This is a genomic window from Streptomyces sp. DSM 40868, from assembly GCF_011820545.1.
GTDB lineage: Bacteria > Actinomycetota > Actinomycetes > Streptomycetales > Streptomycetaceae > Streptomyces > Streptomyces eurythermus.
In genome coordinates, this window is the sequence record NZ_CP050504.1 from 5,516,582 (window position 1) to 5,532,045 (window position 15,464).

Sequence of the window (15,464 nt, forward strand, 5' to 3'; positions counted from 1 at the left end):
CACCGGGTCAACGGATCCGCCGCCCTGGCGATCGACAGGAGTCATCATCAACGACGCTGCTTACGCCCCGGCCGTCGCGCCCCCGCGGCCCGTCACGGACGTGGACGTGGCGGCGCTCGGCGAGTCCATGGTCACCTTCCTGCCCAGCCGCCCCGGCCGCCTCGCCGACGTCCCCTCCTTCCAGCGGGCCGTCGGCGGTGCCGAGTCCAACGTGGTCTGCGCCCTGGCCGCCTTCGGGCACACGGCCCGCTGGGTCAGCCGGGTCGGCGCGGACGGCTTCGGCGACCACCTGGTGGAACGGATCGCCGGGTACGGAGTCGACGTCACCGCCGTCCGCCGGGACCCCGGCCGGCCCACCGGCGTGTACTTCCGCACCGCCGGGGACCGCGGGACGGGCGCGCACGAGGTGGCGTACTACCGGGCCGGATCCGCCGCCTCCGCGATGTCCGTGGGGAACGTGGACCTGGCGGCGGCCCGCGCGGCCCGGGTGCTGCACCTGTCCGGGATCACGGCCGCGCTGTCGGCGGAGTGCCGGGAACTGCTGTACGAGCTGACGGCCCCTGGTCCGGGACGTCCGCTGGTGTCCTTCGACGTCAACCACCGGCCCGGGCTCTGGCGGGACGGCGAGGGCGCCGACGTCCTGCTGGAACTGGCCCGGCGCGCGGACATCGTGTTCGTGGGCGCCGACGAGGCCCGCGACGCATGGGGGCTGCACGGCGGAGCCGCCATCGTCCGCGCGCTGCCCCAGCCGGAACTCGTCGTCGTCAAACAGGGCGGGGGAGGCGCGACCGTCTTCGGCAAGAACACGGACGGCACGGCGGACGCCGACGGGAGCGCGACCCACGTCCGCGCGCCGAAGGTGGACGTCGTCGCCCACGTCGGCGCCGGAGACGCCTTCGCCGCCGGCTTCCTCTCCGCCACCCTGCGCGGACTGTCCGTCGAGGCCCGCCTGAAGTACGGCCACCTCTTCGCCGCCGCCGCCCTCACCACCCCCGGTGACCTGGCCGCACCCCCCGACCGCGACCACGCCGACCGCCTCGCCGCCCTGGACGACGGCGCATGGGAGAGACTTCGACTCGGCCCCGGCTGGACACGAGCCGAGCAGGCCGAGGAGGAGGCGAACATCCCATGAGTCAGACCGTCGACCGCGCCCTGAGCATCCTGCCGCTGCTCGCCGAGGGCCCCGCCGACCTGGGGCAGGTCGCCGACCGCCTCGGCGTGCACAAGTCCACCGCCCTGCGCCTGCTGCGCACCCTGCACGAACACGGCCTGGTCTACCGCCAGTCCGACCAGCGCTACCGCCTCGGCGCCCGGCTCTTCGCCCTCGCCCAGGAGGCGATGGAGAACCTCGACATCCGCGAGATCGCCCACCCCCACCTCGTACGGCTCAACGAACAGTGCGGACACACCGTCCACCTCGCCGTGTACGAGGAGAACGAGGTGCTGTACATCGACAAGGTGGAGAGCCGCTACCCGGTCCGCATGTACTCCCGGATCGGCAAGCCGGTGGCCATCACCGTCGCCGCCGTCGCCAAGCTGCTCCTCGCCGACCTGCCCGAACCAGAGCGCCGCGCCCTCGCCGAGCAGCTCGACTACCCGATGTACACGGCCCGTTCGACCCCCCACGCCGAAGCCTTCCTGAAGGAACTGGCCACGGTGCGCGAACAGGGCTGGGCCACCGACCTCGGTGGCCACGAGGAGTCCATCAACTGCGTCGCCGCCCCCGTGCGCGGCGCCGACGGGCGGGTGGTCGCCGCCATGTCGGTCTCCGCGCCGAACGTGGTCGTCACCGCCGAGGAACTCCTCAGCCTGCTCCCGCTGGTCCGCCGCACGGCGGACGCCATCAGCGGCGAGTACTCCGGAAGAACGCCAGTGAAGGGCACCCCCGCATGACGGACAAGATCGCGCTCACCCCGAAGACCCACACCACCCCGCCCGCGAAGTTCTCGCACGGCGTGAAGAAGGGCAACATCCTCCAGGTCGCCGGCCAGGTCGGCTTCCTGCCCGCCGAGGAGGGCAAGCCCCCGACGCCGGCCGGCCCCACCCTGCGCGAGCAGACCCTCCAGACCCTCGCCAACGTCAAGGCGATCCTGGAGGAGGGCGGCGCCACCTGGGACGACGTGATGATGATCCGCGTCTACCTCACGGACGTGGACCACTTCGCCGAGATGAACGACATCTACAACGCCTACTTCGAGGAACAGGGCCTCACCCAGCCGCCCGCCGCCCGCACGACGGTCTACGTCGGTCTGCCGGCCGGCCTCCTCATCGAGATCGACGCGCTCGCCGTACTGGGCTGACCCGCGCCGGCTTCCCCTTCCCGCACGTACGTCCGCACGGCACGGCACTCCCCGGGGTGCCGTGCCGCGCTCCTCCCTGCCCGAAAGCAGCATGCATTTACGAAGAGGACCCCCGTATGTCCTTCCCGCTCGCCGCCCCCACGCCCACCGCGCCACCCCACACCGGGGGCCTGCTCCTCCTGATCGACGGCACGCCCGGCCTGCTCACGGTCGCCGCCCTCGGCATGGCCCTCCTGCTCTTCCTGATCATCAAGGTCCGGCTCCAGCCCTTCGTGGCCCTCCTCGCCGTCTCCATAGCCGTCGGCCTGCTGGCCGGCCTCTCGGTCACCGAACTCTTCGGCACCGTCCAGCGCTCCGACGCCGTCTCCACCATCGAGTCCGGCATGGGCGGCATCCTCGGCCACGTCGCCATCATCATCGGCCTCGGCACGATGCTCGGCGCGATCCTCGAAGTGAGCGGCGGCGCGGAGGTACTGGCCGCACGCCTGCTGGCCCTGTTCGGCGAGAAGCGGGCCCCGCTCGCCATGGGCCTCACCGGCCTGCTGTTCGGCATCCCGGTCTTCTTCGACGTGGGCATCTTCGTCCTCGCGCCCATCGTCTACGCGGCAGCGAAACGATCCGGCAAGTCGGTGCTGCTCTACTGCCTCCCGCTGCTCGCCGGCCTGTCCATGACCCACGCCTTCCTGCCGCCGCACCCCGGCCCGGTCGCCGCCGCCGGACTGCTGCACGTCCAGCTCGGCTGGGTCATCCTCATGGGCGCCGTCTGCGGCCTGCCCGCCGTACTGGCCGCCTGGGCGTACGCCGCCTGGGCCGGAAAGCGGATCTTCGTCCCCGTACCGCAGGACATGGCGGAGGCGGCGGAGGAGGCGAAGCGGGCGGTGGCGGCCGAGCAGCGCGCGCAGGGCGTGACACCGAGGGAGACCCCGGTCCCCCTCGCCACGGTCCTGGCCATCATCGGCACCCCCCTGCTGCTGATCCTGGCGGCCACGTTCTCCTCGATCGCCCTGGACCCCTCCCCGGCCCGCTCGGTCCTGGAGTTCTTCGGCAACCCCTTCGTGGCGCTCACCCTCGCGCTGCTCCTCGCCTACTACCTCCTCGGCATCCGGCGCGGCTGGTCGCGCAAGTCGCTGGAGACGGTGTCGACCGCCTCCCTGAAGCCGGTCGGCAACATCCTGCTGGTGGTCGGCGCGGGCGGCATCTTCGGCGCCGTACTGAAGGCCGGGGGCGTCGCCCAGGCCCTGTCGGACACCTTCCACGGCGTCGGCCTGCCGGTGATCGTCCTGTCGTACCTGATCGCGCTCGTGCTGCGGGTGGCCCAGGGCTCGGCGACGGTGGCGATCGTGACGACGGCGGGCATCGTGGCCCCGTTGCTGGCGGAGGGCCGGCACTCCCAGGCGTTCGCCGCGCTCGTCATCATGGCCATCTCGGCGGGCTCCATCTTCGCCTCGCACGTCAACGACGGCGGCTTCTGGATGGTGGCCAAGTACTTCGGCATCAGCGAACGCGACACGCTGCGCAGCTGGACGGTGCTGGAGTCGGTGTTGTCGCTGGCCGGGTTCGTGGTGGCGGTGGTGGCCGGGGTGTTCGTGAGCTAACCGGTCCGCGGCGTGTTCGTGAGCTGACTGGTTACGGCACAGGGAAGTCGTCCATACTGCCGCCGTGGAGCAGCGCATAGGATCGAGCAGCAAGCCGACCGGGGCCGCGGAGCCGTTGAAGACGGAGCCGGTGAAGGCCGAACCGTTGACGGGCGAGCCGTTGCCGGACGGGCCGTTGAAGGCCGAGCCGGTGTTGGGTGCCGGTTTCGACCCGGCCTTCGTCCCGGGGATCACGGGTCCGACGCCGACGCAGGCGGGACCGGTGTCCAAGGAGCCTTCGGGGCCGCAGGACGAGGTGGCGCCGGCGGACCCCGAGGAAGTCCTCGAGGAGGCCCCCGAGGACTCCGCCGGAGAACCTGCCGAGGAGCCCGCCGAGGAACCTGCCGGTGAATCGGCGGCCGACGGGCCGGTCTTCGAGGCGGCGGACCGCCGGGCACGGATCGTGGCCGACCGCAGGGGCGTCCGCCTCAGCCTGGACGAGGAGGCGTGCGAGTTCCGCTGGGACGAGATCGCCGCGGTGGAGACGGAGACGCCCCGCTTCGGCAAGCGGTACACCGTCACCGTGCACACCCCTGACCGCCGCTGGTTCCCGATCGAGATCGAGGCGACGGCCAGGGCGCGCTTCAAGGAGTGGGACGAGCAGCTGGACGCGGTGCTCGACGCCTACTTCGAGGAGGCGTAGCCGCTAGGAGCAGTACTGGGCGGCCTTGCCGATCGACCGGTACATACAGTCGGCGTTCTCCAGCAGCTGCAACACGGCGTCCTTGTTCCGGGAGGTCTCCCGCTCGATGACTTCGTCGGGCGGGTAGAACCCGCCCCCGGACGACGACGCCGGGTACATCTCGAAGGTGTAGCTGAAGATCTTCTGCGTACCCCACAGATAGTCGTCGATCGTCCCGTCCGTGATGTACAGGTCGCTGGACTGCTCGGCGGTGTAGCCGTTGCTGGCGGCCATCTTCCGCCCGACGGCCTGGAACGCGGCGGCGTCGTCCGCGGTCATCCCGGTGGCGGTGTCCGCGTAGGTCCAGCCGAACGGCCACAACACCAGCTCGCTGTAGGTGTGGAAGTCGATCCCGGCCGTGATCTGCTGCTTTCCGCCGACGACCCGGCCGCGTACGAAGTCGGCGACGACCTTGACCTCGGGCGCGGACTCGGCGGCGGGCCCGCGGTAGGTCTCGGAGGACGTGGACCCCGAGGACCCGCCGCAGCAGCCCCACTTGTAGTTCCAGTTCCGGTTGAGGTCGGTCCCGACGTACGAGGACCCGGAGTTGGGCTGCCGGTTCTTCCGCCACGACCGGTACGACCCGCTGGCGATGTCGTACTCGCCGCCGTCCGGGTTCAGATCGGGCACGATCCAGATCTCACGGTTGTTGACCATGTTCGTGATGCGGGAGTCGGACCCGTACCCCGCGCCGAGTTCGCGCAGCAGATAGAGGGCCATCTCCACGGTGAGGTGCTCCCGGGCGTGCTGGTGCGCGGTGAACAGCACCTCGGGCTCGTTCTCGTCGGTGCCGACGTTGTCGCTGACCTTGATGGCGACGATGTCCCGCCCCTGGTACGACTTCCCGATCACCCGCTTGTTCATGATGCCCGGGTAGGCGGCGAGCCGCTGATCGATCTCGGCGTTCGCCTCGGCGTAGTTGTGGTACTTCGCGTCGGCGCTGGGGAAGTCGTAGAGCCGCGCCTGCCCGCGCTGGGGAGCGGCCCCCATGGGCTGCACGTCGTACCCCATCCGGCGCAGCTTCTCGACCTGCTCCGCCCGCCCGGAGACGACGACGCTCTCCTCGTCGGCCTCGTCGACGGTCACACCGGCGGACTGGATGGCCGTACGGGTCACGGGTGTGGTGCGCTGATGGATCTCGTACTGCCGAATGTCGTCGTCGGCCGCTCGGACCCTGCGCACGCTCTCGGCGCCGGCCTGGTCGAGCCCAGCGGACACCGGCGCGGCGAGCGCGAGGGCCAGCAGCGCACCGAGCGCGCCGGTCCGTCTGCGAAGTCGCATGAACGCTCCCTGTGGGGGTTGGAGTGGGTGTTCCCGTGCGACGTGCGATCACGAACCTCCGGGGGCCGTTCGTGGGACTCCCTGTGGGCTCGCTGTGCGGGTTGGCGCTCATGGTGGGGGTCGGGCATGCACAGGTCAAGTACCCGGACGGGTGCGTGACGGAATCCGGCCGGGGCTTCTCAGTCCCTGGAGGCGCGGACCTTCAGGGACTCGATGAAGCGGACGAAGGCGGTGGCCGGGACAGTCAGGGTGGCTCGGGTGGGGGCTTTGGAATCGCGGATGGATATGTGGGGGTGGGTGTGGGCGACTTCGACGCAGGCATCCCCTTGGCCGCCGCCGGAGAAGGACGACTTCTGCCAGGTGTCGGGGGTCAGCATGCTCACAGCTCCTTCGCCAGCCTGTGGATGAAGTCACGCGACCGGTCGGGTTCGAGTGACACCGCTTCTACCCTATGAAAAAGCTTGCGGTAGCGGCTGAGCTGAGCTTCGGCATCGATGAAGACAGGGCCGCCCGGGCCGTCACGAACGACGGTGTCCAACTTGGGCACCGGGCCGCCCGCGTACACCATGGCGCTGCCGGCCCCACCGAAGCCGTCCAGATCGAACGGGATGACGCGCACGGTCACGTGATCGGCCTCGGAAAGTTCGAGCACGCGGATGAGCTGTGCCTTCGCGTCGCCGAGGCCGCCCACTCTGATACGCAACGCCGCTTCGTGGATCACGGCCTCATAGGGAACCGGATCAGCCCGCTCGATGATGACCCTGCGCTTCATCCGGTGCTCCACCCAGCGTTCCACCTCACTGTCCGGGAACTCCGGGTTGACGTAGGCGAAGAGCGCGCGAGCGTACTCCGGTGTCTGCAGAAGACCCGGGATGTGCAGGAACTCCACGTCCCAGCGGTAGCCGGCGTGATGCTCCAGTTCCGGCAGGTCCATGAACGGTGTCGGCAGCAGGCCCCGGTACTCCTCCCACCAGCCGTGCGTCCTGTCCGTGGCCATCGCGACCAGGGCCTCGATCAACTCCGCGTCCGTGCACGAGTACTGCGCCGCGAGCCGCCGTACCCGCTCCGCGCTCACTCCGGCGGTGCCGGCCTCGATCTGACTCATCTGTGCCGAGTCCGTCCCGAGCAGCGCGGCGGCTTCACGCCCTTTCAGTCCCGCCGCCTCACGCAGCTTGCGCAGTTCGGCGCCGAGGCGCGCCTGCCGTGCGGTGGGCTGCTGTCTGCGCGGCATGACTTCCTCCCTGAAGCGGTGCCTCGTTCGGGGGCACATTACGGCAGCCGCTTGCCGTGTCCCAAATTGTGGCCCTACTGTCGGTAAGGCAACGGATACGTACCGGAAGTGCACCGCGCCGTCCTGCCATGACGCCTGCGGCAAAGCCACCGGACGCGATTTCCCCTTCTCCCTGCTGGAGTTGATGAGGCATGCCCGAAACCGAGACGTGGGACTACACGCTCTACATCCCCAACGACCTCAGAGCCGTGACCGTGTGCCGCCGGACCCTGCGGGTGATCCTGGCGATGCACGAGTTGACGGCGCTCGCGGACACGGCGGAGCTGCTGGCGACGGAGTTGGTGTCGAACGCGGTGCGGCACACGAAGGGACCGGCGGCGTTGCGGGTGCGGAGGTCGGCGGAGGGGCTGGTGTGGATCGGGGCGTGGGACACGGACCCGGAGCCGCCCGAGCCGCCGGTGCCGTTGGGGCGGGCGCTGGAGGCGGAGGAGGGGCGGGGCCTGGGGCTGGTCGTGGCGTGCGCGGAGTACTGGGGGTGGCAGCCGTCGGCCAGGTTCGGGGACCGGGGGAAGTACGTGTGGTGTGAGTTGCCCGCGTGCTGAACGGATGACCGTCAGCGGAACGGGATCGTGAGCCAGGGGCTGCCGGGGTCGGACATCAGGATGCGATGCGCCTCGACCATGTTCTGGTACCAGTCCCCGAACTCCTCGTCATCGAAGTGCAGGCAGCGGCCCAGGATGTAGCCGGCGGAGAAGTCCTGCCAGGACTTGTAGGACAGGGCGGCGGCCCGGCCGGCCTGGAGGACGGCGGCCTCGGCCTCTTTGAGCGTGCCGAGGCGCGCGCCTAGCCCCCACCGGGCCATTTTCGAAGCGCGGCCGAGATCCCAGGCGTCGACGGACGAGACGTACTGGTTGCCGTCGAGCACGCCGTCGGCGCGCATCCGGGCCTCGTAGCGGGTGATGCGCCCGATGAGCCGCTGAACGCCCTCGATGTGGGCCTCGACCTCGGACTCGGGCCGGGGTTCGGTCTTGGTGACACCGTCCTCACCGACCACGACCGACCCCTCGGACCTGGCGCGGATGACGTTGGCGGCGGCCTGGCGCCAGTAGCCCACGTCGACGTGCCCGCCGAAGTCACGGGCGATGGTGCGGCGCAGGCTGAGGGCGAAGTCCCAGACGGAGCTGTGTTGTTCGCAGGCGAGGAGGTCACGGAGGTAGTACTGCCACTGCTCGCGGGTGGTGATGCCCCACCACTCGTTGAGCCGTTTCCGCTCGTCCGGGTAGCCGGTGCCGTGCCAGGCCATGGCGTTCCAGAAGGAGCCGTTGTTGACGCAGAGGAGGGCACCGCAGGCGAGTCCGTGGGCGACGGGGCCGTGCAGGGGCCCGCCGACGCGGAGGGTCCGCAGCCGCATCGACTGGTCCCGAGGCGGGGCTTGTTCCCCGTACTGTGCCCAGGCCGCCGAGTGCGGCGGGGCGGACGGCAGGAACGCCTCGCACGGGCTCCCCGGATTGACGACGATCATCGGCGGATCGGTCGGCTGCCAGACCTTGGCGAACCACTCCAGACGGTTCCAGTCGAACACCCTGTGGGGCTCCGGGGCGGGCAGCATGCCCTCGGTGTACACGGCCCAGATCCGTCCTCCGGCGACGCGCGGGTCATACCCGAACACGGCGTACGTAGCCCTGGGCGTGGCATCCGCCCCGCCCTTCTCTATCTCGAAGAACAACCGAGCCTGAGCAAGCACCCCGAAGTACGCGGCCCAGTCCCCCCGCCCCTTGGCTTCATACAGAGCCTGCTCGATCTCCGAGGGAGGAGTCCAGGCGGGAGCGGCCACAGGAGGAAAACCAGCAGGTGGCGGCCCGAACGACATGAAACCCTTCCGCTCCTCGTTCCAGCTGTGGCGAGTCCCGACCGACGAGGTGCCCGTCTCTGTCAGGAGCCGCCAGGGAGGAACTCCTCCTCCAGGATCCAGTATTCACTCCCTTCTCTGCTCACTGCACACACCCGATGGCCGCTGAAGCTCCGTGCAATGAAAAGGAGGTCTCCGTCCGGCTGTTCCAAGGCGAAGATATTGGCCGCACTGGTTAGTCTAAGCCGAAGCCATCCGTAATCTAGGCTGCCGATCGCAAGGAAAGAGCCGTCCCCTGTCAGTACTCCGGAATTTCTTGCGCGTGTAACCCAAGCTTTATTTACTTTGTCGACGGCGTCGAGTTCATCGCATGGAATCTTATCGATGGGCTTTGCTGCTACATTCATAACTCGGTTGAAAGCCTTGGTGGCACTCGGCTCCGACGCGGGGAATCTTCCAAATACCTCGAATCCTGCATCCTGGAAGGGCTGTTCGATTTCGTTGTCGCTCAGTGTCATTCTGCTAACCTACTCTTCGTAGAAGAAATGGTGGTCTCCGCCGGGTTTGTTCAGTGCGCGATATCGCGCCATCGTTGTGTAACCGTCTTTGGTGTTGTCCCACCCAAAGTTTACCCAGTTCCTAGTGCGTTCCTCGGTGGTGTAGCCTTTCGGGGCTCCAGCATGGAAATGTGGCCCGGCTGGGTCATGCGTATGCTCGACAATGACCCTGGAGCCGTTCTCTGTTTCAAACTGGCGAAAATGCCCCCAGTGTGTCGGATCCGGGGCATAGACCAGTCCGGGGTTGTGTTTGAGCTCCTTCTTTCCCATGACAGTCCACTCTGCGTCGGGTGTTGTGCCATAGGGTACGCCCGCGGCCTCAAAGGCCGCCCGTTCCGCGTCTTCACGCTTATTAAAGGGGTTGCTTTTTTCACCCTTTGGAGGGCAGTCCGGTGCTAGTCCCAGGTGATCCGACCAGGAAAGTGGGTTGGAGACGTAGCTGGCTGGGTTGAAAGCTGGGGCTAGACCGAGAGGGTCAGGAGTGAGGTACCGGGCGGTTTCGGGGTCGTAGTGGCGGAAGTAGTTGTAGTGGAGGCCGGTTTCGGGGTCGTAGTACTGGCCTGGGAAGCGTAGGGGGGTGTAGGTCGTGCTGTTTGTCGACCACGCCGTTGTGCCCCAGAGAGTGCTTCGGGTGTGCCAGGCGATCTCGCCCTGGTCGTCCAGCAGCTCTGTTGGGGTGCCGACGAGGTCGGTGATGATGGCGAAGAAGCGGGAGTCGATTTCCTCTTGGGGTGCATCGGCCGTCGTGATGCGTTCTGTTTGGGCGAGGGGGCGGAGGCCCTGGTGGTCCCAGGTCAGGGTGATCGGGTGGGTGAAAGCCTCAGACCTTGTCGTTTGTTCGCAGAGCGTCGTGCCGTCCCAGGTGAAGTCCACCCGTTCCATGACCGTTTCGCCGTCTTCGGCCAGGCGGAGTTTGGCTGTGCGGCGGCCCAGGGGGTCGTAGGTGTAGCGCCAGCGGGTGCCGTCCGGTGTCACCACCGAGGTCAGGCGGTCTTCGGCGTCCCATTCGTAGTGCCAGGTGTCCGGCTTCCTCGACAGGCGGGTCTTCTGGCGGAGGGTGATGCGGCCGAGGGCGTCGTGTTCGTAGCGGACGTTGCCGGCCCGGGTGATGCGGGTGCCCGTGTAGGTGCGGGGGCCCGTCGACTCCGCTCCCGGGTGGGTCGTCGGCCATGACGCCTGGGTTTGGTTGCCTGCCTCGTCGTAGGCGTAGCGTTCCGTCCAGCCTGCCGCGTGGACCGCCGTCACCCTGCCTGTCGCGTCGAGGTCGAAGCGGCGGGTGCCGGACAGGTGGTCCTCGATGGCGGTCAGGTTGCCGTCGGCCCGGTAGGTGAACGTCCGGTGCTGGACTCTGTGGCCTCCTGCGCCGGTGACCGATTGGGTCGTCAGGCGGCCCATCGTGTCGTAGGCGTGTTGCAGGGTGATCGTGTCGCCGACCAAGCGCTTCAGTTCGTGCCCGGCCTCGTCGTAGGTGAAGTCGATCGTGCGGCCGGATGCCGTCATGCCGGTGCGGCGGCCCGCCGCGTCGTAGCTCCAGGTGGTGACCGCTCCTGTCGGTGTCGTGCGGCCGGTACGGCGGCCCAGGGCGTCGTACGTGTACGTCACCGTGCGGCCGTCGACCGTTTCCGAGCGCAGGCGGCCGTGGCGGTCGCGGAGCAGGGTGAGGGTGGTGCCGTCCGGGCCGGTCGCGTGGGCGAGTTGGTCGGTCAGGTCGTAGGCGTAGGTCGTGGTTCCGTCGGGTGTGGTCTTGCTAAGTACCTGGCCGAGGGCGTTGCGGTCGTACGTCGTTTCCTCGCCGAGAACGTTGCGGCGGGCGGTCAAGCGGCCTGCCGCGTCGTACTCGTACGTCAGGGTGCGGTCATCGAAGTCCGTCTCCCGGATCAGGTGGCCTGCGGGGTCGTAGGTGTACTCCCACGTCAGACCCTGCGGGTTGGTGACCTTGGTCAGACGTAACTCGGTGTCGTGAGCGAACTCGTAGCGGACGCCGTCCGGGCCCGTGCGGGCCGACAGCAGGTCGAAGTGGGTGTACTCGAAGCGGGTGACGCCGCCGAGAGGGTCGGTGTGGGTGGTGCAGTTGCCCTCGCCGTCGTACGTCCACGTCTCCGTGGTGCCGTCGGGGGCCGTGCGGCGGGTCAGCCGTCCTTCGACCGACCACTCCAGACGGGAGACACCGCCGAGTGGGTCCGTGATCGCTGTCGGGAGGCCGAGGGCGTTGCGTTCGTAGCTGGTGGTCGCGCCCAGGGGGTCCGTCACCCGCACGGGGAGGCCCGTGCGGTCGCAGACGACCGTGGTGGTGTTGCCCAACGGGTCCGTCACCGAGGTCAGGTGGCCCGCCTCCGTGTAGGTGAAGCGGGTCGTCTGGCCGGCCGGGTCCGTCACCGAGGTGCGGTTGCCCCGGTCGTCGTAGGTCTGGTGGATCACCGTGCCGTCCGGGTTCACCACCTTCACCGGCAGGCCCAGAGCGTTGTACTCCGCCCTCGTCTCGCGGCCGTCCGGGCGGACCATCCGGGTGAGGTTGCCCGTCTCGTCGTACTCGAACGCCGTGGTGTGGCCCAGCGGGTCCGTCGTGGTCAGCAGGCGGTGGTGGCGGTCCCGGCGGTAGTGGGTGGTCGCGCCCAGCGGGTCGGTCTCCGCGACCACCTGCCAGGCGTCGTTGACCAGGTAGCGGCGGGTGTGGCCCTCGGCTGTCGTCACTGTCGTCGTCCGCAGGCCCGTCTCCGGGTCGGGGTCGCCGTAGTTCAGGCGCAGGGCCATGTGACCCGCCTCGCCGGCCTCCGCGACGCAGCGGTCCTGGTCGTCGTACTCGTAGGTGTAGCCGCGGTCGTTCGTGTCCGTCCAGGACGTCACCCGGCCCCGGTCGTCGTAGCCGAAACGCAGTGCCAGGCCGGACGAGTTCACGACCTCCGTGAGGTCGCCGTCCGTGTAGCCGAAGCGCTTCAGTTCCTCGCCGGTCGCGGTCAGGTGGTACGCCGTGACGCGGTTCGAGGCGGTGGTGATGCGGACGCCTTGGCCGGCGCTCGTGTAGACGCCGAGCGGGGTGCCCTCGGTGTCGTGCTCGAAGGTGATCCAGTTGCCGTTGCGGTCGTCGATCTGTTCCAGGACCGCCAGGTCAGGGCCGCGTTCGGTGAAGTGGCGCACTCGGCCGGTGTGCGGGTCCGTGATCGTGTAGCCGTCGTCCACCCGGTCCAGGGGCAGGCGGGGGCCGTGGCTCGCCAGGGTGGGCAGGCCGGGGGCCGGGTGGGGGTACGAGAGGAGGAGGCCGTCCTCCGTGACGTAGACGACGCCCTCCGCGTCGATCTCCAGTCGCTCGTCCAGGGTGGAGGACCACGAGGGGCCGAACCAGCGGCCCAGGCGGTAACCGGACTCCACCCGGCGGGTCAGCAGCAGGGGGAGTGCCCCGGGGAGGGCGACGTCCGTCTGTGACAGGTACATCTTGCCGGTGGCCACATTGACCGGGTCGCCGCAGCCCTTGGTGCTGTTCTGGTCGTGTGAGTGCTTCGGAGGGTCGTTCTCGACGGTGCCCCGTGCCGAGTTCCCGGCCGCGTTCTCCGCCCCGGCCCGGGTCTCCCGGGTCGCCGTCTGCGCGGCCTTCCGTGTCAGCCCCGCTTGCGCAGCCGCCTCTCTGGCCAGCCCCGCTTCCGCGCCGAGGCCCTTGGTCCCGAAGAGTTCCGGTACGAACCGCCCGCCGGACTCGGAGGGGTCCTTGCGGAACTCGTCCCACATGGTCTTCGCGGCGCGTTCGGGGTGGGCGGCGGTGGAGACCAGGCCGGACAGCGTCATGCTGACGTTCTGCATGTAGGCGGCCGGGTGGTTGAGGTTGTAGGGGTCGATGGGGTTCAGGCCCCGGACGAAGGTGCCCAGGCCGGCCGTGCCCTTGACGACGCCCCCGGCGAAGTGGGTGAGTTCGATGCCGGCGGACAGGGCACCGTCGGACAGGTCGTTCTTGATGCGCTCCAGCGGCGGGGGCTCGGCGGGAGCGTGGGCGAGGGCCGTCCTGACCTTGCCCTGGGCCTCGGTGGCGGCGGTGTTGCGCTGCTCGCGGGCCTGGGACAGCTTGTGGAGCGCGGCCTGCACATCGGCCTTGCCGGGGTCCTGGAACTCACCGGGCCGGGGACCGGGGTCCTCACCCGCCTCCGCCTTCGCGCGGTAGGCGGCGACCTTCTCCTCATGGGCCTCGAACGCCTCCTTGGACGCCTTCACGCCCTTCCTGTACAGGCGCACGGCCTCCTCGGCCTGCCCCTGCGCCCACTTCACCGTGTCGGCGTACGACTCCAGCGCGGCCGCCGCCGTCTCGCACGCCTCGGCAGCCTGCGCCCACTTGACCGGGTGCACGCTGAACTTCTCCCGGAACGCGTCCCCGCCCTCGCCCCTCCACCCGGAGGAGTCGACCTTCTTCAAGCCCTGGCCGACCTTGTCGAACGCATTGTGGAAGTCCCGCAGGTGCTTCGCGCTCTGCCGGATCTTCGCCGGATCACCGTGGACGAGCTCGTTCGCCTCCTCACTCTCACCGAGCTGCTGCTCACCCGGCGTCGCCCCCAGATCGGAGGCGACCCCGTCGCCCCAGTCCTCCACCACATCGGCCCACTTGTGCGCCCCGACGTAGTCCAGACCGTCACCGATCTTGTCCGTCGTGTAGTCGACACCCTTGCCGACGAGCTTCTTGCCCCGGTCGACCAGATGCTCCCCGCCGCTGAGGAGCTTGTTGGTCACATCCCCGATGCCCATCAGCCCTCCCCGCCCTGCTGCCCGGCCGCTTCGGCGCGGGCCTCGGGAGAGGGACCGAAAGCCTCGTCCAGCATCTGGTCGTAACGCTCCCGCGAGACACCCACGGCATCCGCCACGTCGGCCGGTCCCACGCCCGGAAGAACCGAGGAGCGCGAGGTCAGCGCGTCACGGGCCGCGTCCTTCCAGCCCTGCTCACTGTTCGCCCACGCCTCGCGGAACGACTCCCCGCTGTAATCCGTGCCCCCGCCCGACGCGGCGATCTCACCCAGACTCATCTTCTGCACCTCCTCCTCGGAGGCGTACGGATCACCGACGGACGCGTTCACGACGACCTTGAAGGCACCCTTCACATACTGGTCCGTCTCGTAGTACGTGCCCGCCGCCAGCCCCGCCTTCTCCGCGAAGGCGTTGCCCTCGGCGACCAGCGCCCGCACCCCCCACTCCCACCGCTCACAAAACGACGTGAACTCGCCCGTCAACCCGTCATGACCCAGCTCCAGACCGGACAACGCGATATCACCGAAACCACGACCGGCCCCCGCCTGGCCGGCCATACCCAGCTCCCTCAACTCCCCCAACGCCTCGGTCAGACCCTTCGCGATCAGATCCAGACCCCGCGTCGCCAGGTCCTTGCCCCCGCCACCGCTCACCGCACGTCCCCCGTCCCGCCGTCGACGTCCACCGCCACCGCGTCCGGCACGATCTCCCGCACCGGAGGAAAGAGCATCCCGTCCTCCCCGTCCGCACAGTCCAGCGCCACCCCGCACGGCACCCCCACCGCCGGCACCGCCCCATCCAGCAACCGCGCCCCCAGCCACCGCTGAAACGCCCACTCCCGCGCGCCCTCACCCCGCGCCACCGCGAAACGCGCCAACGCACCCTCATCCGAGAAGGCGTAGATCCAGCGCACCCCACCGAAATCGGCGGCCAGCGGACTCCCGGTCACCGGATCGAGCGGCACGAGCACCGCCGTACGCCGGAACGCACCCAGCAGAACCGCGAACTCGCGCCTGCCGCGCACAACGCGGTCGGCAGTCCCTTGCCGGCCGGGCTCGTGCGCGTCCACGTAGTCGTACAACCGTGACCTGCGCGCCCGCCCCACCGAGTCGGTCTTTCCCCCGTGTTCGGCCATGGCCCGGATCATCACACCCCCCTGTCGGCGGATCCAACGCGATACCCGGCCGGGGGTTCGAGTCCGGCCAACCCGG

14 protein-coding genes are annotated in these 15,464 nt (G+C 69.3%); 6 read left to right on the forward strand and 8 right to left on the reverse strand.

Going from position 1 to position 15,464, the window contains the following annotated elements; translation table 11 throughout:
• Positions 1-46 precede the first annotated feature (46 nt).
• The 5 genes from HB370_RS25310 (at position 47) to HB370_RS25330 (ending at position 4,577) form a co-directional block, all read left to right on the forward strand.
• The gene (locus tag HB370_RS25310) at positions 47-1,132 is read left to right on the forward strand and encodes a sugar kinase (RefSeq protein WP_280117794.1); all 1,086 of its coding nucleotides are present in this window, start codon (positions 47-49) and stop codon (positions 1,130-1,132) included.
• Positions 1,129-1,893, forward strand: coding sequence for an IclR family transcriptional regulator (locus tag HB370_RS25315; protein ID WP_030778700.1), 765 nt, complete (start codon positions 1,129-1,131; stop codon positions 1,891-1,893). The genes HB370_RS25310 and HB370_RS25315 overlap by 4 nt, the downstream gene beginning before the upstream one ends.
• Positions 1,890-2,300 (forward strand): RidA family protein, encoded by a 411-nt coding sequence (locus tag HB370_RS25320; RefSeq protein WP_030778702.1) that lies wholly within the window; start codon positions 1,890-1,892, stop codon positions 2,298-2,300. The genes HB370_RS25315 and HB370_RS25320 overlap by 4 nt, the downstream gene beginning before the upstream one ends.
• A 116-nt stretch (positions 2,301-2,416) precedes the next feature.
• Positions 2,417-3,895 (forward strand): gluconate:H+ symporter, encoded by a 1,479-nt coding sequence (locus HB370_RS25325; protein ID WP_030778704.1) that lies wholly within the window; start codon positions 2,417-2,419, stop codon positions 3,893-3,895.
• A gap of 160 nt (positions 3,896-4,055) precedes the next feature.
• Positions 4,056-4,577, forward strand: coding sequence for a hypothetical protein (locus tag HB370_RS25330; RefSeq protein ID WP_030778705.1), 522 nt, complete (start codon positions 4,056-4,058; stop codon positions 4,575-4,577).
• A gap of 3 nt (positions 4,578-4,580) precedes the next feature.
• Here HB370_RS25330 and HB370_RS25335 read toward each other — a convergent pair whose 3' ends face one another.
• The 3 genes from HB370_RS25335 to HB370_RS25350 form a co-directional block, all read right to left on the reverse strand.
• Positions 4,581-5,897 carry a M14 family metallopeptidase gene (locus tag HB370_RS25335; RefSeq protein ID WP_030778707.1) on the reverse strand — a complete coding sequence of 439 codons (1,317 nt, stop codon included), beginning with the start codon at positions 5,895-5,897 and terminating at the stop codon, positions 4,581-4,583.
• A gap of 179 nt (positions 5,898-6,076) precedes the next feature.
• On the reverse strand, positions 6,077-6,274 hold the full coding sequence (locus HB370_RS25345) for a DUF397 domain-containing protein (RefSeq protein WP_030778709.1): 198 nt from the start codon (positions 6,272-6,274) through the stop codon (positions 6,077-6,079).
• 2 nt (positions 6,275-6,276) lie between these two features.
• Complete coding sequence (locus tag HB370_RS25350; RefSeq protein WP_030778711.1) at positions 6,277-7,128, reverse strand: helix-turn-helix transcriptional regulator; 852 nt, start codon at positions 7,126-7,128, stop codon at positions 6,277-6,279.
• A 191-nt stretch (positions 7,129-7,319) separates the two neighbouring features.
• Here HB370_RS25350 and HB370_RS25355 point away from each other — a divergent pair, with 191 nt between their 5' ends.
• Positions 7,320-7,730 carry an ATP-binding protein gene (locus HB370_RS25355; protein WP_030778713.1) on the forward strand — a complete coding sequence of 137 codons (411 nt, stop codon included), beginning with the start codon at positions 7,320-7,322 and terminating at the stop codon, positions 7,728-7,730.
• A gap of 11 nt (positions 7,731-7,741) precedes the next feature.
• On the opposite strand, the gene HB370_RS25360 is transcribed toward HB370_RS25355, so the two are convergent.
• From HB370_RS25360 to HB370_RS25380, 5 genes are all read right to left on the reverse strand, one after another.
• Positions 7,742-8,752 carry a DUF1266 domain-containing protein gene (locus HB370_RS25360; protein ID WP_348273509.1) on the reverse strand — a complete coding sequence of 337 codons (1,011 nt, stop codon included), beginning with the start codon at positions 8,750-8,752 and terminating at the stop codon, positions 7,742-7,744.
• Positions 8,753-9,060: 308 nt separating this feature from the next.
• On the reverse strand, positions 9,061-9,495 hold the full coding sequence (locus tag HB370_RS25365; RefSeq protein WP_157855545.1) for a hypothetical protein: 435 nt from the start codon (positions 9,493-9,495) through the stop codon (positions 9,061-9,063).
• A 9-nt stretch (positions 9,496-9,504) separates the two neighbouring features.
• Positions 9,505-14,256: a putative T7SS-secreted protein gene (locus HB370_RS25370; RefSeq protein WP_037700931.1), complete on the reverse strand. Its 4,752-nt coding sequence runs from the start codon at positions 14,254-14,256 to the stop codon at positions 9,505-9,507.
• Complete coding sequence (locus HB370_RS25375) at positions 14,256-14,906, reverse strand: hypothetical protein (RefSeq protein WP_030778718.1); 651 nt, start codon at positions 14,904-14,906, stop codon at positions 14,256-14,258. Before HB370_RS25375 ends, HB370_RS25370 begins: the two co-directional genes overlap by 1 nt.
• The gene (locus HB370_RS25380) at positions 14,903-15,388 is read right to left on the reverse strand and encodes a hypothetical protein (RefSeq protein ID WP_244405636.1); all 486 of its coding nucleotides are present in this window, start codon (positions 15,386-15,388) and stop codon (positions 14,903-14,905) included. The genes HB370_RS25375 and HB370_RS25380 overlap by 4 nt, the downstream gene beginning before the upstream one ends.
• Positions 15,389-15,464: the final 76 nt, after the last annotated feature.

Excerpts from the sequence above, each read along its gene's own strand:
- HB370_RS25315 (WP_030778700.1), top strand. The coding sequence starts at position 1,129 with ATGAGTCAGACCGTCGACCGCGCCCTGAGCATCCTGCCGCTGCTCGCC.
- HB370_RS25320 (WP_030778702.1), top strand. The coding sequence starts at position 1,890 with ATGACGGACAAGATCGCGCTCACCCCGAAGACCCACACCACCCCGCCC.
- HB370_RS25325 (WP_030778704.1), top strand. The coding sequence starts at position 2,417 with ATGTCCTTCCCGCTCGCCGCCCCCACGCCCACCGCGCCACCCCACACC.
- HB370_RS25335 (WP_030778707.1), bottom strand. The coding sequence starts at position 5,897 with ATGCGACTTCGCAGACGGACCGGCGCGCTCGGTGCGCTGCTGGCCCTC.
- HB370_RS25345 (WP_030778709.1), bottom strand. The coding sequence starts at position 6,274 with ATGCTGACCCCCGACACCTGGCAGAAGTCGTCCTTCTCCGGCGGCGGC.
- HB370_RS25350 (WP_030778711.1), bottom strand. The coding sequence starts at position 7,128 with ATGCCGCGCAGACAGCAGCCCACCGCACGGCAGGCGCGCCTCGGCGCC.
- HB370_RS25355 (WP_030778713.1), top strand. The coding sequence starts at position 7,320 with ATGCCCGAAACCGAGACGTGGGACTACACGCTCTACATCCCCAACGAC.
- HB370_RS25365 (WP_157855545.1), bottom strand. The coding sequence starts at position 9,495 with ATGACACTGAGCGACAACGAAATCGAACAGCCCTTCCAGGATGCAGGA.
- HB370_RS25370 (WP_037700931.1), bottom strand. The coding sequence starts at position 14,256 with ATGGGCATCGGGGATGTGACCAACAAGCTCCTCAGCGGCGGGGAGCAT.
- HB370_RS25380 (WP_244405636.1), bottom strand. The coding sequence starts at position 15,388 with ATGGCCGAACACGGGGGAAAGACCGACTCGGTGGGGCGGGCGCGCAGG.